Origin of the sequence: Sphingopyxis witflariensis, assembly GCF_002205635.1 — a bacterium.
GTDB lineage: Bacteria > Pseudomonadota > Alphaproteobacteria > Sphingomonadales > Sphingomonadaceae > Sphingopyxis > Sphingopyxis witflariensis.
The window spans coordinates 84620-103778 of record NZ_NISJ01000008.1; the positions used below are offsets into that span (position 1 = coordinate 84620).

Sequence of the window (19159 nt, forward strand, 5' to 3'; positions counted from 1 at the left end):
AGCAATAGCTGTGAGGTTGAGCCATTAGACATCGGGGGATGTCATGGGAGGGAAATGATGGCGCTTTCAACTGGTCAATTACAGCTTATCGAACAGCGAGTGACAAATGACGGCCCAAGCACTGCAATTGCCTATCTGCTCTGGCTGTTCCTCTGGTTTGTGAGTGGCCATCGGTTTTATTTGGGGCGCCCCGCCAGCGCGATTCTACAGATTTTATCTTACTTCATCTTGGTCGGTTTCATTTGGGTTCTTATCGACGCGTTCCTGATTCCCGACATGTTGCGCAAGAAACGCGCCGAGATGCGCCAAGGCCTTATGGTCGAAATGATGGCCATGAACGGCGCGGAACCGGCGCTAGCATGAGCGCGGAGTTTTGGGCCATAATTGGTGTCGGCGCCGTCCTTTGGTTGACGCTGATCGCAACTAATCGCCACCTGGAGGAAACGAACCGCCGCCTCCAGACATTCTGGGAGGAATGGCTTTTTCCGACCCGCAAGCCCTAGCTCTACCTCTCTTGTGACCGGGGAGGGCGGATTCGGAAGCTAGTTCCATTCACAGGTCGTCCATGGGTGGTGGAGCGCCGGCCTGTGCATAACTTGGTCAGAATAATTCTTTTCGGTATCTCGATATTGACTCAGTTCCTTTCGTCGGGCAGCCCGACCAACGGGGAGGGAATATGGATCATCATTTAGAAAAGTTGTTGGTTTCAACAGGAACATGGGGCCTGTTTGAGACGGACTGGCGCGCTCAATGTGAGGCGTTCGGTGAAGATTTCGATCAGTATGCTGTTGGGTCCCTACCGGTTTTGCGCGCTATCGCAACGGAATCGCCCAAAGACGCTGGCGTTTTTGCTCTCCGCGGTGATGACGGTAGCTATGCAGCGATCGCACAAGTGAACAGTACACTTCTGCCTGGCTATGAGGGTAAGGTTTTGCGCGTGCGACATCTCCTTCTGTCCCCGACGCTTGATTACGGCGAACTCTCCCTCGAAGATTATGCGAACATCATGGGGCGAATGTTCTCGCGCACAGTTTACCTTGCTGCATCCGAGATGCCTTCCGCGCATGTGAAATTCCATCTACGTAGTCCTGCGGATCGACAATTTTTTTCGTCCGCTTTATCCATGCTTAAGGACTTCGCTATATTCAGCAGCGTTGCAATGCGCGGCGCATGGTTATATCTAACCCTCAACATTGCGCCGACGAAGGGTGCTAACGGAGAAGTGGGATGAACGTCAAAGCTATGGACACGGCCTTTGTGGCCGTATTTGCGCATGCGATTAGGTCACAAGGGCTGTCGTCGCTGAAGCGCACTTCCATGTTTGGATCCAATGATAAGCCGGTCGAAATGAAGAAGGCCGCATAAGCACAATTCCAGATTTAGCCGCCAACCCACCCCGTCGAGCCCCGCGCCCGGCGGGGTTTTTCACGCCCGTCACTTGCATGTAACAATCCGTCTGCTTAGAGGCGCCAACCTGTCCCGCAGTTCCTTGCGGGCTGGGCCCTTTTTTCTGATACCTCTCCCCCTTGCCCCGCCCTTACCGGCGGGGCTTTTTGTGAGTCCCGCATTGAACCAGCGCCGCCTTCATCCGAATTGACTCCCACTCCATTTGCTATCATCGCAGAGAACCCGTCGGTCCCTGCGACCCAAAGATCGGCGGGGCGAGATTGCCTCTGTGGGTTGTAATACGCGCATGAGGCCGGAAGGGCCCCGCCTGTCCACTGGCGGGGCCTTTCTGATTTAGAAGCGGACGCCGACGCCCACGACGCCTTGGTGGCGGCTGAACCCGAGCGCGAGGCTTTCGGTCCCGTCGGCCAGCTTATAGTCCTTGTAATCGCTGTAGCGATATTCGGCCTTCGCGAAGATGTTGCCGCTCAGCCGGTGTTCGATGCCAGCGCTCAGCCGGTAACCGTCGCGCGCATCCGAATCGGAAATGTTGTTCGATGCGTCGAGCTCATCGGTGTAGCTGACCCGCGCTTTGCCGTTCACATATGCGGCGCCGACATAGAACAGGGTCGACTTCGCGACCGCAGTACCGATGCGAACGCCCGCAGCCAGGTTGCGCTTGAGCGAGAAGCAAGCCGCATCATCGCCGAACACTTCTTCGCACCGCTTGTTGTCGGCGAAGTCGGCCGACACCTCGAAGCCGAGATAGATGCTGTCCGACATTTTGGCATCGTACCCAATGGTCCCGCCATAGGTCACGCCACTTGTCGATTCACCGACTGAGAAGTCATCTTCAGGTGCGGCCGTGTCTTTATAGGAAAGCTTCCCCCGCGTGCTGTCGAAACCGACGTTGGCCTCAACACGAAGGCCCGGAAAATCTTGCGCCTGTGCTGGCGCGATGCTGACAGCGACGACGGCCGCAGCAATTGCATACTTGAACATATATTCCCCCCACTTCGTTGATGGTGCGAGGGCGGATAGTCCTATTCTAACCCGCGGGAAAGCTGAGATTGGAACGAAAGCATTCAAAATGGCAGCAATGCACAGATGAGTTCGCGGTTGTCGCTTGTGGCGCCCCGTCTCAAAACCGGGGTGTCAGCTGGCCGGACATCTCGATAGCATCGCTCCAAATTGAGGGTCACGATTCGGATGGCCCCAGATTGAGAGGCCCCATGCCCCATACCACCCGCATCGAGCGCATCCCGAACTGGCCGGCGATGATGACCCGCAAGCTGGCGGCCGATTATTGCTGCCTGAGCGAGGCGCAATTCGAGCGCGAGATTATCGCCGGTCGCCTGCCGGTCCCCGTCATCCTTGGCGGGCGCGATCATTGGCACAAGCCGACGCTCGACAAGCACCTTGAGCGCATCGTCAACGGCGATCCATATGATTGGCGCGCCGACAGTCCACTCTATGCCGATGATCCGAAATATAGGCGGAAATGATGATCGAGCTTTTGACCGAAAAGGAAGCCGCCGCACGGCTGAGGATCAGCGAAAGAACGCTGCGCGACATCCGAGGCCGCGGCGAAATCGCCTATGTCAGGATAAGCGCGCGCAAGATCCTTTATCGCCTTGAGGATTGCGACAACTACATCGCGTCGCGCGTCCGCCAGAACACTCCGTTGCAACCCACCGAAAGGCGAACCTCGAGGAAGCGGGCCGACGGGATCATTCCCTTCTCGCAGCTAATGCGCGAAAAAAAGGAGCGTGGCCGTGGCGAAAGACCTCAAGGAAGTGAGTGAAGCCCGTATCGCACAGCGTGCCGAACAGTTGCGCCGCCGATGAGCGACCAGAGCCATATCCTACCCGAGCATGACGTCCGGCCATATTCCGTCGCCCAACTCGCCGATCGGTGGGGATGCAGCGGCAATGTCGTCCGCAAGCTGATCAACCAGGGTGAGCTGCAATGCTTCCGTATTGGCAGCCTCATCCGCATTCCTGCGGCCGAGGTCCAGCGATTCGAGACGATCGCGCCAGCACCGGAACCGGTCATCGATATTGCGCCCACCGACACTATCGCGCCCACCCCGAACGCTCCGAAGAGGCGAAATATCCCACGCGCGCCACGCGCCAAAATTCGCCCAAAGAGGATCGGTTCGACCAGCGTGGAAGAGGCGCGAGCATATCTGCTCGGATTTCTCGAAAAGAAGTAGCCGCCATGTTCCATCCATGTTGCATCGAGTCACCGAAACGCACTGAAAATCAGCGAAAATCGTTGAAACTCCGTGTTACATGGAGAAAGTCAGAAGAGGGGCGATTTAATCGCTAAGTCATTGAAAATATGGTGCACCCGGCGGGATTCGAACCCACGGCCCCCAGATTAGGAATCTGATGCTCTATCCTGCTGAGCTACGGGTGCGCCGGGGTCCGTGTAGCGGCAGGGCGCTGGCAGCGTCAATTGGCGAGATCGGGTGGAATGATCGGGACGAGCAACGGCATCGCCGCAATGCCGTCGTCGCGCAGCGCCTCGGCCTCTTCGGGTGAGGCCTGTCCGTGAATTAGGTCCTCGGCCGCGCGGCCCTCGTGCATCGCGCGCGCCGCATTGGCGAAATCGCGCCCGACCCAGCGCGACTGGGGCAGCATCTCGGCCTGCTTGGCCGCAATCTCTGCCATCAGCTGACGCACCAGTTCGGGTGAGAACCCACCAGCCGGCTCCTGCGCCGGGCCGCTGCCAGATTTCGCGGGCACGCTGACCTGCCGGTTCGACTTGGCGCCGACGCGCGGCGCCATCACCGCCTTTTTGACTTTGCTGTCACCGCAGACCGGGCAGGAAATCAGCCCGCGTGCCTGCTGGTCGGCGAAGCTGTCGCTGCTCGCGAACCATGCCTCGAACCGGTGATCGCCGGCGGCGCAGCAAAGGTCGAAGACGATCAAGGTCAGGCCATCCCGAGCAAGGGATCGAGACCGCCGCGCGCATCGAGCGCCGCCAGATCGTCGCTGCCACCGATATGTTTTCCGTCGATAAATATCTGCGGCACGGTACGGCCACCGCGCGCGCGATCAACCATCTTATCGAAACCTGCGCGGTCCATCGTCACGTCAATCTCTTCATATTCGGCGCCCTTGCGGTCGAACAATGCCTTGGCCCGCGTGCAATAGGGGCAGAGGAATTTGGTATAGATTTCTATCTTTGCCATGCGGCTATCCTGTCATCCTTTCGTCATCGATATCGGAATCCAACGACGCAAAGTCAAATATGTTGCTTGTCATCAGCGCATCGGGAACGACGCGGGCCCAGGTGAGCGCCGATACGCGCGCCGCGCCGCCGCGCCGTAGCACGCGCGCTGCCGCGCGCAAGGTCGCCCCGCTCGCGTGAACATCGTCGATCAGCACCAGATGCCGTCCGGCCACCCGATCTTTCGCCTCCGCCGCCAGCGCGAAAGCCCCGGCAACGATGCGCTCGCGCTCGCGGCGGCCCTTGCCGCGCAGCACCGCCGTCGCCTTGGTTCGCAGCAGCAGATGATGATCATGCGCTACGCCAGTCGCCTTCGTCAGCGCATCCGCGACCAGCGCCGCCTGGTTGAACCCGCGCGACCACAGCCGCCAGCGATGGAGCGGCACGGGGACGAGCAGCATCGCCTCTGGCGCACCCAATGCGACGACGCGCCGCGCCATCAACTGCGCCATCAGGCGGGCATGACCGAGCCGGCGGCCATATTTGAACCGCAGCGCGACGGTGCGCGCCACCGGTCCATAGGCGACCGCCGCCGGTGCGCCATCGAAGGGCGGCGGGCTGGCAAGGCAGGCGCCGCACGCGATCGCCACGTCCGGCAAGGCCGTCGGCAGCGGGATCGAGCAATGCGAACAGGCCGGGCCATCGAGAAAATAGAGCGATGACCAACAGGTCAGGCAAAATTGCCGGTCTTCGCCAACAATGACGCCGCAGCCGGGGCAACGCGGCGGCAGGGCATAATCGACGACAGCGCGTGCCGCCTTGCGCAGAGCGCGCAACAGCCCCTCTCCAGCCCTCGCCGGCACATCGATTTCGGCGTCCCCCGTTTGCGTCGCCATGACGGACTTGTGAAGCATCGCCCGGGGCGGCACAAGCGCGGCATGTCGCAGTCCCAAAGCCCGCTCTTTTCTCCCCTCCGCACCCGCGCCCAGCGCGACCGTATGGCGCGTCAGCCCGCCGGAGCCAATTTCCTCGCACCGATCATCGCCGACACCCTGCTCGACCGGCTGACGATGGTGACTCGCGAATTTTCACGGTGCTTGCTTGTCGGCGCGCATGATCCGTCGCTGATCGCGCATCTGAACGGCACCGGCACCGAACTGACGATAGCCGAGGCAGGCCCGAGACTGGCCGCGGAAAATGGCGCATTGGCGGTCGAGGCCGATGCCATCGACCTGCCGTTCGGCAGCTTCGATCTGATCCTATGGCCCGGCGGGCTCGACAGCATCAACGATGTGCCCGGCGCGCTCGTCCGCCTGCGCGCGCTGCTCGCGCCCGACGGGCTGCTGCTCGGCGCATTCGTTGGCGACGGCAGCCTGCCCCGGCTGCGCCGCGCCGTGATGGCCGACGGCGTGCGTTCGATCGCGCGGATGCATCCGCAGATCGACCTCGCCGCAATGGGCAATTTGCTCCAGCGGGTCGGCTTCGCGCTGCCTGTGGTCGATGTCGAAGCGTTGACGGTGCGTTATGGAAACATGTTCGCGCTGGTTCGCGACCTGCGCGCGGGCGGCCTGTCGAGTCGGCTGTCCCCGGCCCCGGCCCCGTTGACGCGCGAAGAGGCCGCGCGAATCGCCGCTGCCTTCGCGGCCGAGGCCGACCCCGACGGCCGCATCGGCGAACAGTTTCGCCTCGTCCATTTCAGCGGCTGGGCGCCGCATCCCGACCAACCGCAACCTGCACGGCGCGGCAGCGGCACCGCGTCGCTGAGCGAAGCGCTGAAACCGCAGAAATGAACGTCACCCTTCGCAGGGACGAAGGGTCAGATCAAACCAGTGCCTCGAGCAAGCCGATCAGCGGCTCGTCGGCCGGCGGCATGGCAAGGCCATGGAGTTCGACCGGACGCACCCAGCGCAGCGCGCTTGCATGCTGCGCCACCGGCGTCCCACGCCATTTGCGGCAGACATAGAGGAGCAGGAGCAAATGCTTGTCGCCCAGCGGCTCGCTGGCGAAACAGGCGGGAGCGAGGCAGGCGTGATCGACGTCAATCGCCAGCTCTTCCTCCAATTCGCGAATCAGCGCCTGTTCGGGCGTTTCGCCGGGTTCGATCTTACCGCCGGGAAATTCCCATAATCCGGCCATCGACAGGCCTTCGGGGCGCTGCTGCACCAACAGGCGACCATCGCGGTCGACCAGCGCCGCCGCAACCACAATGAGACAATTTTCCAACGACTTTCCCTGCTGCGAAACCGACAAATTATTAACCCTCCTGTGCGACGACGGGCACGATCGGGAACTCTAGGGCCAGAATCCCCGGATTGCACGGCTGAGGTTTCAGGCGATCGGGACCAGACCGATCGAAGCCAGGCGAGCGCCGTGCTGTCCAGGAATGCTGCGCCCGGTTCGAGACAGGGGCGGAACGATGAAGATATTTGCCGGGATGATGCGGTCGACCAAGGCCGCGACAGCGATCGAATATGGCCTGATCATCGCGCTGATTTTTATCGCTGCGATGGCGACCATCGCGGCTGTCGGCGAAGAGACGGGCAAGATGTGGCGCCATGTGGGATCGGAGATTGATGCCGCAATGTAGGCCGCTAGGCGGACAGACATCCGCCCGATGCATCGACATGCGACCAAGTTAAGAATTTCAAAACCTATTCGACCTAGACCGGCAGCGTTGACCACGACCAGACCGTCAACAGGGTAAGTGACTTGTCAGGAGACCAGACATGAAGTTCATTAAAAAGTTCGGGCGCGACACCAAGGCCGCGACCGCCATCGAATACGGCCTGATCGCCGCTCTGATCGCCGTTGGTTTGATCACCACGCTTGGCCTCGTTGGCGGCGAAGTGAACACGACCTTTGACAAGGTCAAGACCGGCCTGAGCGCCGCCAATACCAAGGCTCCGTAAAGCCAGGCAGATTCAGCGCCTGCCTCGGCAGGCCAAAAAAGGGCGGTGGAGCGATCCACCGCCCTTTTCTTATACGCTTCGCATTATCGGGCCGCGTAAACGACCAGCTTCACCTTCTGCCCCGGAGTCAGGCGGCGGGTGGCCGACAGCCGGTTGAGCACCTGGAAGCGCTCGGCCTTGTAATTGCTGTACGCCATGCGCTGGGCGAGCGTGGCGACCGTATCGCCGCGCCCCACGGTCACGACATCGATACGCCGCGGCTTGATCGCCGCCGCTTCGGCCGTACTCAGCCGCCGGACGCTGTTGAACATCGAATTGAACACGCTGGCCCCGCCCGCTTTTGTCAGCGCGACGAAGTGAAAGGCGCTGCTCCGCGAAAATTCATAGGCAAAGACGGTCACATCAACCTGCCCCGACTGGCTATTCGCCCGTGCAGTCGAATAATAGGCGGGAATGCCGTTCACCGTCGTCCGCTGCAGGCTGCTCGGGCTGATCGACGTATTGCCCGCGACCCCCTTGAACACCGCCGAAACATAGGAATTCATATCGCCGCTATACGGCCCGGTCGAAAATTGCGCCTGTCCGCCATTGCCGCTGACCATCACCGCGCTGGCGCCGTTCTGCATCCCATAGCCGTTCGGAACAGCGAAGCGCAGCTTGAGGTCGGGGTGCAAAAACTCATTGCCCTCGACCACGCCCTGCGCCGGATCGTCGCCGTACAGCACATTGTCGACCGAGGCGAGGAAGGCATCGGCGTTGCGCTTCCCCCCGGCCCCGCCCACGCGGGTCGCCAGCGTTTCGGCATTGCGAACGCGCGATGCGGGGTCGGGGTGGGTGCTCGCCCATTCGGGCAGCGAGCGCGCGTCGCCGCCCGCCAGCCGCGCTTCGAGGCTGGTCTGGTTGGCGAGGCTGGCGAGCATCGTCGACAGCGCCATCGGATCATAGCCCGCGCTGCGCAGATATTGGACGCCAAGCTGATCGGCCTCCAATTCCTGCCCGCGCGAAAAGCCCAGCGTCGCCATTTGTGCGACCTGCATCGCATTATTCTGAAGCAATCCGCCCAGCCCGCCGAGCAGGCCGCCATTGTCACCGATCGCCCCGCCCAGCACCGCGCCCAGCACGCCGAGGATCTGGTTGCGCGTCGCCGCCGACTGGCGTTTCTTGCTGTGCCGGGCCGCCACATGACCAACCTCATGCCCCAGTACGCCTGCAAGTTCGGCCTCGTCGTTCATCAGGGCCATCAACTGACGGGTGACATAGACATAGCCGCCGGGGATCGCGAAGGCGTTGTTCACAGGTGAGTTGAGCAGGGTCACGGTGAAGTCGCTGGGCGAGCGCGACAGGCCCGACTGAACGGCGATATTCTGACCGATCCGGTTGACGTAGCTCGCCTGCGGCCCCGTATAGGCACCGCCAAATTCCGCCATCAGCTCGGGATGCGCCTCACTCCCCTGCTTGCGGTCGGTGGCCGATATACTCGTCGCGGTCTGGATCGCCTTGAGCTGGGCATCGGCCACGCCTGTAAAGGCCAGACTGCCCAGAGCCGCCGATGCCACCAGCTTGATAGCCAGACCTTTTTTTTTCTTCCGAGTCATCGACGTGCCTCCCTTATGCTCTCATTGTCAGGGAATATCCCCGATTCGCCACAAGGCAAGCCACGGATGAACCACGGCATGCCGGCTTTGTGTAGTGGAACGCGATATGGCCGTTCGGGTTCCGGCCCCGGCGATCGGCCGGCCCCCGCAATCCCGGTTGGACGATGAGCCGGTCAGGCGCGGCCCATGGCCAGGAATTTTTCCTCACGCGCTGCGAGCAGCGTATCGCGCGGCAGGCCCGACAGCGTGTCGAGTTCTGCGGCGATCGCATCGCCAAGCGAGGCAATCGCCACATCGGGCGCACGGTGGGCGCCGCCGACGGGTTCGGGAATGATGCGGTCGATCACTTTCAGCGCCAGCAGATCCTCCGCCGCCATCTTCATCGCCGCCGCCGCATCGGCCGCCTTGTCCGACGTGCGCCACAGGATCGACGCGCAGCCCTCGGGTGAAATCACCGAATAAACCGCATGTTCGAACATCAGGACACGATTCGCCGCAGCCAGCGCAATCGCACCGCCCGACCCGCCTTCGCCGACGACCGCGGCGATCATCGGTACGCCCAGCGCAAGGCATTGCTCGGTCGAGCGTGCAATCGCTTCAGCCTGCCCACGTTCTTCGGCCTGAATTCCCGGAAAAGCCCCCGACGTATCGACCAGCGTCACCACCGGCAGGCCGAAGCGATCGGCCAACTGCATCAGCCGGATCGCCTTGCGATAACCCTCGGGCTTCGCCATCCCGAAATTATGCTTCATGCGCGACGGAATATCGTCGCCCTTTTCATGGCCGATCACCATCACGCGGCGACCGCGAAAACGCGCGAGCCCACCCATGATCGCCTGATCGTCGCCGAAATTACGGTCGCCAGCCAGTGGCATCCAGTCGTCGAACAGACCCGCGACATAATGTTTGAAATGCGGCCGGTCGGGATGGCGCGCGACCTGCGTCTTCTGCCACGGCGTCAGCCGCGTGTAGATATCACGCAGCATTTTCGCCGACTTGGCCTCCAGCCGCGCAATGTCATTGTCGATGTTGAGCGTCGGGTCGTCGCCCATCTCGCGCAATTCGGCGATCTGGCGGTCGAGCGCCGCGACGGGTTTTTCAAAATCCAGAAAGGCTGTCATCGTCGGACCGCTAAGCCGATGGCGCCGCAACGTCAACGTCTGGCGGCGCGTCATGCCCTGTTGCCATGCGCGCGAGCGGGTGCCGCCGGTTGACCAGCTCGACGAGTCGGCGGCTGTCGACATGGGTATAAATCTCGGTCGTCGCGATGTCGGCATGGCCGAGCATCAGCTGCAAGGCGCGCAAATCCGCGCCGCCCTCCAGCAAATGGGTAGCAAAGGCGTGGCGCAGCACATGCGGGCTGACCCCCGCAGGATCGAGCCCTGCGCGCGCCGCCAGCTCGCGCAGCATCTGGAAGAGCCGCACCCGCGACAGATGCGCCTTGCCCGACGGAAACAGCCAGAGAGATCCATCGGCCAGCAAGAGTATCCAGCGGTCAAGGGTCGCGCGCGACCGCTCGGACAGCGGCACCAGCCGCTCCTTGTCGCCTTTCCCCCGCACGATCAGATATTCGCGCTCGCCCGTGAGCGCGCGGCGCGGGAGCGACACCAATTCACTCGCGCGCAGCCCCGACCCATAGAGCAGCTCAAGCAGCAACAGCATGCGGACCGCCGCGGCGGGCGGCGCCTCACCCTCGGCCTCCTCGCCCGCCTGCGCGAATAGCCGGTTCACATCGTCATGCGTCAATATGCGCGGCAGCGGCCGCCGCGTCGTCGGCCGCGCGATGTCGAGCGCAGGATTGTCGGCGCGCTCACCCTCGTCGAGCAGGAAAGCAAAAAACTGGCGCAGCGCCGATAATTTGCGCGCCGCGCTGCTCGCCGCCAGGACATGATAATCGGCCATCAGCTTGCGCAGGCCCACCGCATCGGTGTCGGACAACGCGCCCCTGGTCCATTCGGCTGCCTGCTCAAGGTCGCGGCGATAGGCCGCCAGTGTGTTGCGCGATGCGCCGCGCTCGGCGGCCATCATCTCCAAAAAGCGCTCGATCAGCGGCCCGTCAGACACGCACCAAAGCTTCGGCCGCGATCATCCGCGCTTCGTTCGCCAGCCCGACTTCGCGCAGCGCCCGGACGATATAATAAAGATGATAGGGCGGCATTTTCGACCAGTCGCCCTGCATCCCCGCCGCCGCGAGCAACGCGACCATCCCCGGTTCGCGGCGTTCGGCTGCGGACATGATCGCACGCGACCAACGCGTCTGTTTGCCGAAATTGACCTCAAGGTCGCTCGCCGCCGACGCGGTATCACCTGCATCAATCCGGCCAAGCCCGGCCAAGCCCGCGAGCAGGAACTTCGATCGCAGCGAATCGGCGCTGTCGTCACTGCCCGCGAAATCGCCGATGCGGCCCGCCGTCGTCCCATTGAGCGGCTGCGGCGATCCGACCGCGAGTACGCCCCACGCACGGCTGCCCACCGAAATCTTTGGCGCCCACGCCATCGCGTTGCGGTCATAGCCGCCCGCGAGCATCGATCCCAAAAGCTGCCAGGGATCATCGCCGACCTCGGTGCTCACCGGCAGCGCCGCCGCAGCGCGCGCGGTCGCGACCATAGCGGCATAGGTTTGCGCAGGATTTGCACCCCACAGGCCTTCCATCGCGGCATAGCGATCGGCGCCGCGCGGCGCGCCAAAGGCGCTGCGCAGCTGGCTCGTCTGGTTCGCGAGCGCGTCGCCCGGTTCTTCCTCGCTCGCCGCCGCGCTGAGCAGCGAGACATAGGCTTCGCTCGACAGCACGCCGCGCGCCGCAGCGTCGGGCGCGGCGGCGACGCGGTTCGCCATCTCGGTCATCGGCGCGAGCACGGTCCAGCCCTGCATATAGGCGGGTGCCGATGCGCGCAGCGGGTCGGGGATCGGAATCGCCGTCGCAGTCGCCATACCGAATCGCCAGCTGGTCAACCGGTCGACCTTGTCCCACTCGATCGTCGTCGAGCGCCGCCCGGCGCCCGTTGCCCCGAGCACGCGCTCGGCCAGCAATATGTCGAAATTCGAAATCTTGCCGCTCGACCGGACACGCCCGATCGCCCAGCCCGCCGGCCCCGCGTCGCCCTGCAGACCCGAACAGATTGCGGACGACAGCCTCCACCCCTGTTCGTCACCATGCGCAAGGCCTGCGGGAACATAGGGACACAGGCCCGCCGGATCGGCATTGGCCAGATAGGTTTGCTGCGCAATCGACACCAGCCGCGGGCTCGCACGGTCATAATCGACCGACTGCACGATCCAGCGCGCTGCGATCGATTCGCCCATGCGCAGCAACAGCGCCGCGCGATCGGCAGCGAGGTCGGCGCCGTTGATCGTCGCGGGCGTGTCGATGGCCGAAGTCAACGACCGACGGAGCAAAATCTGTCCCCAGCGCGACGCCATCGTCCCGCGCGTACCGCGCATGATCGCGGCGGCATATTGGCCGCGCACGCCAAATGCGTCGGGCGCAAGACCGCCGGTTTCGGGGGTCAGCGGGCCGATGCGCGTCAGCAAACGGCGCGCGCCCGGCGGCAAATCATATTTCAGCGTGCCGGGCGCAACCTCTTCGCCGTCTTCACCCTCTTCGTCGGTCGCGGCCGCGGTGGTGGCCAACGGCGCGGCGCTCGTCCCGCTACCGCCGACCGTCGGCGTGACCGACGGTGCGGTGGTTCCCGCCTTGGGCGTCGATGTCGGAGTGGGGGTGGACGAAGGCGTCGGCGAGGGTCGCGGCGCGGGCGCCGGGGTGTCTGCGGGTTTGCCGAAGCCCTCGGGCAACAGCGATTCCTGCGCGAGCGCAGGCAGCACCAGCGCGGCAGCGAGCGCGGCGCCTGACAGGCCGAGGCTCAGCGAAATCATTTTTTTCTTCATCACGGAGCGCTTTCGGCAATCTTGTCGGTCACATCAACCTCAATCATTCGTGGCGCAATCGGCCGACCCATGTAGAACAGCAGTAACCAGAAAGCCGCCAGCAACAGTGCCAGCACGATCAACCGTGCAATCCAGCGGCCTTTTCCCGATCTGTCCTTCGCGTGCAATATCCCATGCCCACAGCTCATCGCGTTGCCGCCACGATGCAAAAACATTGTCCCGCGCGGTGCGGGCGGTATAGCCGCGCACACCATGACGCGAAACCCGAAAAGCCCGACATCAGCGATCCCGCCGTCGATCCGCCAGCGGCCGATCGTGCTCGTCGGGTTGATGGGGTCGGGAAAATCGACGATCGGGCGCCGTCTGGCGGCGCGGCTGGGCATGGCCTTTGCCGACGCCGATGACGAGATTGAACATGCCGCGGGGATGACGATTACGGAAATGTTCGCCAAATTCGGCGAAGCGCATTTCCGCGACGGCGAGCGCCGCGTGATTGCGCGCATCCTCGAGGGCAAGCCGCTGGTTCTCGCGACCGGCGGCGGCGCCTTCATCAATGCCGAAACCCGCGCGCTGATTCTGAAGAGCAGCCTTTGCATCTGGCTCGACGCCGACATTCCGACGCTGGTCGAGCGCGTCGGGCGCCGCAGCCACCGCCCGTTGCTGAAGGATCGCGACCCCGCCGAAGTGCTCCGCGAACTCGCGGCGGTCCGCAACCCCATTTATGCCGAGGCACATCTGCGCGTCAGTTCGGCGAGCAATCCGCACGAACATACGGTGCAGGCGATTTTGGAGGCTCTCGCAACATGCAAGAAGTAACCGTCGATCTGGGCGCGCGCAGCTATCCGATTTTGATCGGCGACGGCCTGATTGCCGAAATCGGCGCGCATGTCGCACCGCTGCTGCGCCGCCCGCGCACGATGGTCGTCACCGACAGCCATGTCGCGCCGCATTATCTGGCAACCGTCGAAGCCTCGCTGACGGCCGCAGGGATCAGCGTGTCATCGCTCGTCCTCGACCCGGGCGAAGGCAGCAAAAGCTGGGCCGGCCTTGCGCGCCTGACCGAATGGCTGATCGGCGAAGGTGTCGAACGCAGCGACCATGTTGTCGCGCTGGGCGGCGGCGTGATCGGCGACCTCGTCGGTTTCGCGTGCAGCATCGTCAAGCGCGGCTGCGCCTTCATCCAGGTTCCGACCACCCTGCTTGCGCAGGTCGACAGCAGCGTCGGCGGCAAGACTGCGATCAATGTGCCCGCGGGCAAGAATCTGATCGGTGCCTTCCACCAGCCCGCGCTGGTGCTGATCGATCCGGTGACGCTCACCACCCTGCCCCGCCGCGAACTCGCTGCGGGCTATGCCGAAGTCGTCAAATATGGCCTGATCGACGACGCCGCTTTCTTCGGCTGGTGCGAGGAGCATGGCGCCGCGCTGCTCGACGGCGATAGCGAGGCGCGCCACAAGGCGATTGCCCATAGCGTTACCGCCAAGGCGCGCATCGTCGCCGCCGACGAGCGCGAGACGCAGGACGTCCGCGCGCTGCTCAACCTCGGCCACAGCTTCGGCCACGCGCTGGAGGCCGAGACCGGCTATTCGGACAAATTGCTCCACGGCGAAGCGGTCGCGGCGGGCATGGCGCTCGCGCATCGCTTTTCGGCCGCGAACGGCCTGTGTTCCGCCGCCGACGCCAACCGCGTCGCGGCACATCTCGCCGCCATCAGCCTGCCGCACGACCTCGCCAGCGCCGGGGTGACCGCCGATGGCGCGACGCTCGCGGCGCATATGGCGCATGACAAAAAGGTGCGCGGCGGCAAGCTGCCGCTGATCCTGACGCGCGGAATCGGCCAGAGCTTCGTCACCGACGAATATGGGCTCGATGTCGTCGCGGCCTTCCTCGATGCCGAAAGCTCAGCGCGCGGCTGATTGGCCGGCGCGTTCGGCTTCCTCTTCCTTCGCGGCCTTGGCCGCGAGGCGCCGCTGGCGCAATATTTCGAGGACGCTCGCCGCCTCGCGTCCGCCGCCGGGCTTGAAGCGATGGTCCATGCCCGCCGACAGGTCGCCGTCGACCATCTGCGCATCGAAGCGCGTCTGGTCCATATGGCGCAGCGCAGTCTCGACATCCTCCATTTCGCGCGGATCGACGCCCAGCTGTTCCAGCGCCATCAGCCCGAGCGCGATCGAGCTTTCATAGACTTCTCGCACCGCCCCGCTCGTCCCTGCGCCGTCGATCGCCATCAGCTGGCGGCGATCAAAGACGCGCATCAGGACTTTTGCCTGCGGAAAGGCATCGACGATCGGCTTGAGCGTCGCGGCATCGACCGATGCGTCGTCGATGCAGTAAATGATCAGCCGCGCCTCATCGGCGCCCGCGCGGCGCAGCAGATCGGGGCGCAGCCCGTCGCCGAAATAGACCTTGGTATCGAAACGCCCCGACCGTTCGATCTGGGCGGGCTTCTTGTCGATCAGCGTCACCGAACAGGCGACGCCGTGCAGCATCTGCGCGACGGTCTGACCAAAGCGGCCATAGCCGATCACGATCGCCGACCCGCGCGGCGCGTCCTTCGGGTCTTCCAGCTCCGGCCCATCGCGGTCGGGTGCAAATTCCAGATTGCGCGCGAACAGCATCAGGAACGGCGTCGTCACCATCGACAACGTGACGACGGCGCTGAACAGGCTCGCCGCTTCGGGCTCGATCAGCAGCGCGTCGGACGCCTGGGTAAAGAGCAGAAAGCCGAATTCGCCGCCCTGACTGAGCAACAGGCCAAGCCCCAGCGCGGACTTCCACGTCTTGCCGAACAGGCGCAGAATGACCGTAAGGACCGACAGCTTCACCACGACGAGCCCCGCCGCCAACCCGACGACGAGCAATGGGCGCTCCATCACCGCGCCAATATCGAGCACCATGCCGACCGCGAGGAAGAAAAGCCCGAGCAGGATCAGACGGAAGGGTTCGACGTCGGCCTCTATCTCGTGCCGGTAAGGCGAGTCGGCGAGCATGACGCCCGCGATGAACGCGCCGAGCGCCGGCGACAGGTGCAGGCTGTGCATCAGCGCCGCGCTCGCCAGCACGGTGAGCAGGCCGACGACGACAAACAATTCGCGCTCGCCATAGCGGCCGATGATACGGAGCAGAGGGTTGAGGATGAAGCGCCCCACCAGTACCAGTCCGACGATCGCCAGCACCGTATAAAGCGCCATCATCGCCCCCGGCGGCGCCGAGGGGTCAGCGGGCGCGCGTGACAGCGCCGCGACGATGGTGATCATCGGGACGATCGCGAGATCCTGGAACAGCAGGATCGAAAAGGCCTTCTCGCCAAAGGGCGAGTTGATCCGGCCCGAGCTTTTAAGCCCGGGGAGCACCTGAGCGGTCGACGACAGCGCGAGCGGCAGCCCGAGCGCGAGCGACGCCTGCCAGCTGAAGCCCAGCGCCAGAAAGATCAGTCCGGTCAGGATCAGCCCGGTGACCACGACCTGCGCGAGGCCGATGCCGAAAATCGCGCGGCGAAGCTCCCACAGGCGTCTTGGATGGAGTTCGAGCCCGACAAGGAAGAGCAGAAAGGCAATGCCAATTTCGGCAAAGGCGAGTTTCGATTCGCCGCCACCGACCAGCCCCAGCCCATGCGGACCGACGAGCGCACCCGCGACGAGATAACCGAGCACCGCGCCGAGGCCGAGACGGCGGAAAATCAATACAAATAGCGTCGCGACCCCGAGCAGGATCGCGCCTTCGATCAATTGCGCATCGGCAGCATTCTCGGCAGCGACCTCTACGGCGGCGGACGCGAGGCCGAGCATCGTCATGCCCCGACCACCTGCTCCTGAAGCGCCTGGATCGCCGCATCGAAGGGCAGCAGGATCGCACCGTGCCGCGCCGGATAATCGCGTGCCGGAGCGAGCAGGTCGAAGCCCGGCCATTCGGGCGGCGTGCTGTCCGATCCGCCGAACCATGCCGCGATCGCATCGCGCGCGGCGCGCAATTCGGTGAGGTCGCGGCCCGGTGCATGGCGCGCGAGCAAGGTCGCCGCTGCCTGCCCCAGCGCGCAGGCTTCGACATGCATGCCGACCGTCGTCACGCGCCCGGCGGCATCGGTATCGAGGTCGAGGAGGATCGCGCTGCCGCACAAGGGCGCGCGCGCGCTGACGCGCAGCCGCGCATCGGGATTCGGCAGATGCTCGGCCGCCGCGACCGCCAGCGACAGGATGTCGCGGTTATAGAGCGGCGCGCTCATTGCCCGCCCGCGTTCTGCCGGGCCGCATCGGCCTCGGCCGCGCGGGCCTCGGCGCGGCGGTCGGCGATCACCTTGCTCATCGCCTGACTCGTCGCGCTCAGCGCCGGATAGCTGCGGCTGTCGGTCAGCCACGCCGGACGCTGGGCATTGCCATAGCCGATGTCGTAAAGCAGCGTCGCGATCATAAAGCCGATGGTCGCGACGATCAGCCCCTTCACCGCGCCGAAACCGGCGCCGAGCCCGCGATCGAAACCGCCGACGATCGACGCGCGGCTGCGCTGTCCCATCGCCCGCCCGCCCCATTTGGTAAGGATGAACACCCCGCCGAACAGCAGCACAAACGCCAGCATCGCGGCGCCGCCCTCGGTCCCGACCCAGTCGCTGACGAAATCGGTCACGACCGGGTGAAAAAAGCGCACCGCCGCGATCGCAAGTATCCAGGCAAGGAGGCTCACGACCTCCTGCACCAGCCCGCGCATGAAGCCGAGCACCGCGAAGCCGCCGACCAGCGCCAGCACGGCAATATCCAATGATGTCAGACTTCCCATTTGCCGTGCGCTAGTCGCGCCCAAGCATCAGGTCAACGAGTTCGCCGAGCCGTCCGAAGCCGCTGACGCTGATCCCCTTCACCGCCTTCATCCCCTTGGGACCCCAGCCGGTTGAAAAACCGAGCTTTGCCGCCTCGCGCAGGCGCAGCCCGTCGTGCGAAACCTGCCGCACCTCACCCGACAGCGACAATTCGCCAAAGACGATCGCATCGGCGGGTACCGGCCGCTCGGTGAACGCCGAAATCAGCGCCGCGGCGACAGCGAGGTCGGCGGCGGGATCGGTCAGCCGGTAACCGCCCGCGATGTTCAGATAGACTTCGGCCGCCCCCATTTGCAGGCCGCAGCGTGCTTCCAACACAGCAAGCACCATCGCGAGCCGTCCGCTGTCCCAGCCGACCACGGCGCGCCGGGGCGTGGCCCCGCTCGCCAGCCGCACGGTCAGCGCCTGCACCTCGACCAGCACCGGGCGCGTGCCTTCCAATGCGGGGAACACCACCGATCCGGGCACATCGCGGCTGCGGTCGGTCAAAAACAGGCTCGACGGGTTCGACACCTCGCCCAAACCCTCCTCACCCATTGCAAAGACGCCAATCTCGTCGGTGCCGCCGAAGCGGTTCTTCACCGCGCGCAGGATGCGATATTGATGGCTGCGCTCGCCCTCGAACGCCAGCACCGTGTCGACCATATGTTCGAGAACCCGCGGGCCCGCGATCGTCCCGTCCTTGGTGACATGGCCGACGAGCACGATCGCCGCGCCGCCGTCCTTGGCGTAACGGATCAGCTCCTGCGCACTCGCGCGGACCTGGCTCACCGTCCCCGGCGCGCTGTCGATCAGGTCGCTGTGCATCGTCTGGATCGAATCGATCACGACGAAATCGGCCGACTTCCGGTCAAGCGTCGCAAGAATGTCGCGCACCGAGGTCGCGCTCGCCAGCGCGACCGGCGCATCGCCAAGCCCCAGCCGCTGGGCGCGCAGCCGCACCTGCGCGGCGGCTTCCTCGCCGCTGATATAGACGACCGACTTGCCCGACTTCGCCAGCCGTCCCGCCGCCTGCAGCAGCAAAGTCGACTTGCCGATCCCCGGATCGCCGCCGATCAGCGTCGCCGATCCCGCGACAAAACCGCCGCCCAGCGCGCGGTCAAATTCGGCGATTCCGCACAGCATGCGGTCGGGCATCTTGCTGTCGGCATCGAGCGTTTCAAGCACCAGCGTGCGCCCGCCCTTGCTGAGGTCATGCTTCGCCGAAAAAACGGTTTCTCCCGCCTCCTCGACCAGCGTGTTCCATTCACCGCAATCGGCGCACTGCCCCTGCCAGCGATAGGTCGCGGACCCGCAATTCTGGCAGACATATTGACGTTTCGCTTTGGCCATGGGGCTTCGCTTAGTCAGAACAAACAACGAACGCCAGCATTTTCAAACCAGCGTCATTGCGAGG

Annotated in this window: 24 protein-coding genes and 1 tRNA gene; 10 read left to right on the forward strand and 15 right to left on the reverse strand. The window is 64.2% G+C overall.

The genetic code is table 11. The features are described from left to right. Positions 1-54 precede the first annotated feature (54 nt). Positions 55-363: a TM2 domain-containing protein gene (locus tag CDQ91_RS14520; protein ID WP_201791904.1), complete on the forward strand. Its 309-nt coding sequence runs from the start codon at positions 55-57 to the stop codon at positions 361-363. 313 nt (positions 364-676) lie between these two features. Then, positions 677-1231 (forward strand): hypothetical protein, encoded by a 555-nt coding sequence (locus CDQ91_RS14525; protein WP_088473450.1) that lies wholly within the window; start codon positions 677-679, stop codon positions 1229-1231. Positions 1232-1740: 509 nt separating this feature from the next. On the opposite strand, the gene CDQ91_RS14530 is transcribed toward CDQ91_RS14525, so the two are convergent. After that, positions 1741-2388, reverse strand: a complete 648-nt coding sequence (locus tag CDQ91_RS14530) for an outer membrane protein (protein WP_088473451.1) — start codon at positions 2386-2388, stop codon at positions 1741-1743. Between the two features lie 230 nt (positions 2389-2618). On the opposite strand from CDQ91_RS14530, the gene CDQ91_RS14535 reads away from it, so the two are divergent. The 3 genes from CDQ91_RS14535 to CDQ91_RS14545 are packed head-to-tail and all read left to right on the forward strand — an operon-like array spanning position 2619 to position 3601. Beyond that, entirely contained in the window at positions 2619-2891 is a 273-nt protein-coding gene (locus CDQ91_RS14535; RefSeq protein ID WP_088473452.1) for a hypothetical protein, read from the forward strand. Continuing rightward, entirely contained in the window at positions 2888-3190 is a 303-nt protein-coding gene (locus CDQ91_RS14540) for a helix-turn-helix transcriptional regulator (protein WP_088473453.1), read from the forward strand. Before CDQ91_RS14535 ends, CDQ91_RS14540 begins: the two co-directional genes overlap by 4 nt. Before the next feature lie 39 nt (positions 3191-3229). Then, on the forward strand, positions 3230-3601 hold the full coding sequence (locus tag CDQ91_RS14545) for a helix-turn-helix domain-containing protein (RefSeq protein WP_088473454.1): 372 nt from the start codon (positions 3230-3232) through the stop codon (positions 3599-3601). A 129-nt stretch (positions 3602-3730) separates the two neighbouring features. Here CDQ91_RS14545 and CDQ91_RS14550 read toward each other — a convergent pair. The 4 genes from CDQ91_RS14550 to CDQ91_RS14565 all read right to left on the reverse strand — a co-directional run bounded on the left by CDQ91_RS14550 (position 3731) and on the right by CDQ91_RS14565 (position 5459). Then, positions 3731-3807, reverse strand: a tRNA-Arg gene (locus CDQ91_RS14550). A 35-nt stretch (positions 3808-3842) separates the two neighbouring features. Continuing rightward, a complete protein-coding gene (locus CDQ91_RS14555) occupies positions 3843-4322 on the reverse strand; it encodes a DUF1178 family protein (protein ID WP_088473455.1) in 480 nt (159 codons plus the stop codon). A 2-nt stretch (positions 4323-4324) separates the two neighbouring features. Next, entirely contained in the window at positions 4325-4585 is a 261-nt protein-coding gene (gene grxC, locus CDQ91_RS14560; RefSeq protein WP_088473456.1) for a glutaredoxin 3, read from the reverse strand. 4 nt (positions 4586-4589) lie between these two features. Beyond that, complete coding sequence (locus tag CDQ91_RS14565; protein WP_088473457.1) at positions 4590-5459, reverse strand: ComF family protein; 870 nt, start codon at positions 5457-5459, stop codon at positions 4590-4592. 9 nt (positions 5460-5468) lie between these two features. Here CDQ91_RS14565 and CDQ91_RS14570 point away from each other — a divergent pair, with 9 nt between their 5' ends. Next, positions 5469-6353 carry a class I SAM-dependent methyltransferase gene (locus CDQ91_RS14570; protein WP_237245994.1) on the forward strand — a complete coding sequence of 295 codons (885 nt, stop codon included), beginning with the start codon at positions 5469-5471 and terminating at the stop codon, positions 6351-6353. Between the two features lie 31 nt (positions 6354-6384). On the opposite strand, the gene CDQ91_RS14575 is transcribed toward CDQ91_RS14570, so the two are convergent. Continuing rightward, complete coding sequence (locus CDQ91_RS14575; RefSeq protein WP_088473458.1) at positions 6385-6786, reverse strand: (deoxy)nucleoside triphosphate pyrophosphohydrolase; 402 nt, start codon at positions 6784-6786, stop codon at positions 6385-6387. Between the two features lie 193 nt (positions 6787-6979). On the opposite strand from CDQ91_RS14575, the gene CDQ91_RS14580 reads away from it, so the two are divergent. Then, a complete protein-coding gene (locus tag CDQ91_RS14580) occupies positions 6980-7150 on the forward strand; it encodes a Flp family type IVb pilin (protein WP_088473459.1) in 171 nt (56 codons plus the stop codon). A gap of 139 nt (positions 7151-7289) precedes the next feature. Then, the gene (locus tag CDQ91_RS14585) at positions 7290-7472 is read left to right on the forward strand and encodes a Flp family type IVb pilin (protein ID WP_088473460.1); all 183 of its coding nucleotides are present in this window, start codon (positions 7290-7292) and stop codon (positions 7470-7472) included. A gap of 83 nt (positions 7473-7555) precedes the next feature. Here the strand turns inward: CDQ91_RS14585 and CDQ91_RS14590 are convergent, their stop codons facing one another. The 5 genes from CDQ91_RS14590 to CDQ91_RS14610 all read right to left on the reverse strand — a co-directional run bounded on the left by CDQ91_RS14590 (position 7556) and on the right by CDQ91_RS14610 (position 13168). Continuing rightward, positions 7556-9067, reverse strand: coding sequence for a M48 family metalloprotease (locus tag CDQ91_RS14590; protein WP_088473461.1), 1512 nt, complete (start codon positions 9065-9067; stop codon positions 7556-7558). Positions 9068-9240: 173 nt separating this feature from the next. After that, positions 9241-10188, reverse strand: coding sequence for an acetyl-CoA carboxylase carboxyltransferase subunit alpha (locus CDQ91_RS14595; protein WP_088473462.1), 948 nt, complete (start codon positions 10186-10188; stop codon positions 9241-9243). 10 nt (positions 10189-10198) lie between these two features. Beyond that, positions 10199-11131, reverse strand: a complete 933-nt coding sequence (locus tag CDQ91_RS14600) for a tyrosine recombinase (protein ID WP_088473463.1) — start codon at positions 11129-11131, stop codon at positions 10199-10201. Continuing rightward, positions 11124-12953: a hypothetical protein gene (locus CDQ91_RS14605; RefSeq protein WP_088473464.1), complete on the reverse strand. Its 1830-nt coding sequence runs from the start codon at positions 12951-12953 to the stop codon at positions 11124-11126. The genes CDQ91_RS14600 and CDQ91_RS14605 overlap by 8 nt, the downstream gene beginning before the upstream one ends. After that, a complete protein-coding gene (locus tag CDQ91_RS14610) occupies positions 12953-13168 on the reverse strand; it encodes a hypothetical protein (RefSeq protein ID WP_088473465.1) in 216 nt (71 codons plus the stop codon). Before CDQ91_RS14610 ends, CDQ91_RS14605 begins: the two co-directional genes overlap by 1 nt. Before the next feature lie 37 nt (positions 13169-13205). On the opposite strand from CDQ91_RS14610, the gene CDQ91_RS14615 reads away from it, so the two are divergent. Then, the gene (locus tag CDQ91_RS14615) at positions 13206-13769 is read left to right on the forward strand and encodes a shikimate kinase (RefSeq protein WP_088473466.1); all 564 of its coding nucleotides are present in this window, start codon (positions 13206-13208) and stop codon (positions 13767-13769) included. Beyond that, the gene (gene aroB, locus CDQ91_RS14620) at positions 13757-14869 is read left to right on the forward strand and encodes a 3-dehydroquinate synthase (protein WP_088473467.1); all 1113 of its coding nucleotides are present in this window, start codon (positions 13757-13759) and stop codon (positions 14867-14869) included. Before CDQ91_RS14615 ends, aroB begins: the two co-directional genes overlap by 13 nt. Here the strand turns inward: aroB and CDQ91_RS14625 are convergent. The 4 genes from CDQ91_RS14625 to radA are packed head-to-tail and all read right to left on the reverse strand — an operon-like array spanning position 14855 to position 19095. After that, complete coding sequence (locus tag CDQ91_RS14625; protein ID WP_088473551.1) at positions 14855-16741, reverse strand: cation:proton antiporter domain-containing protein; 1887 nt, start codon at positions 16739-16741, stop codon at positions 14855-14857. The genes aroB and CDQ91_RS14625 overlap by 15 nt on opposite strands. A 2-nt stretch (positions 16742-16743) precedes the next feature. Beyond that, positions 16744-17175 carry an iron-sulfur cluster assembly scaffold protein gene (locus CDQ91_RS14630; RefSeq protein WP_088473468.1) on the reverse strand — a complete coding sequence of 144 codons (432 nt, stop codon included), beginning with the start codon at positions 17173-17175 and terminating at the stop codon, positions 16744-16746. Continuing rightward, positions 17172-17723: a CvpA family protein gene (locus CDQ91_RS14635; protein ID WP_088473469.1), complete on the reverse strand. Its 552-nt coding sequence runs from the start codon at positions 17721-17723 to the stop codon at positions 17172-17174. Before CDQ91_RS14635 ends, CDQ91_RS14630 begins: the two co-directional genes overlap by 4 nt. Before the next feature lie 10 nt (positions 17724-17733). Further along, positions 17734-19095 carry a DNA repair protein RadA gene (radA, locus tag CDQ91_RS14640; RefSeq protein WP_088473470.1) on the reverse strand — a complete coding sequence of 454 codons (1362 nt, stop codon included), beginning with the start codon at positions 19093-19095 and terminating at the stop codon, positions 17734-17736. Positions 19096-19159 lie beyond the last annotated feature (64 nt).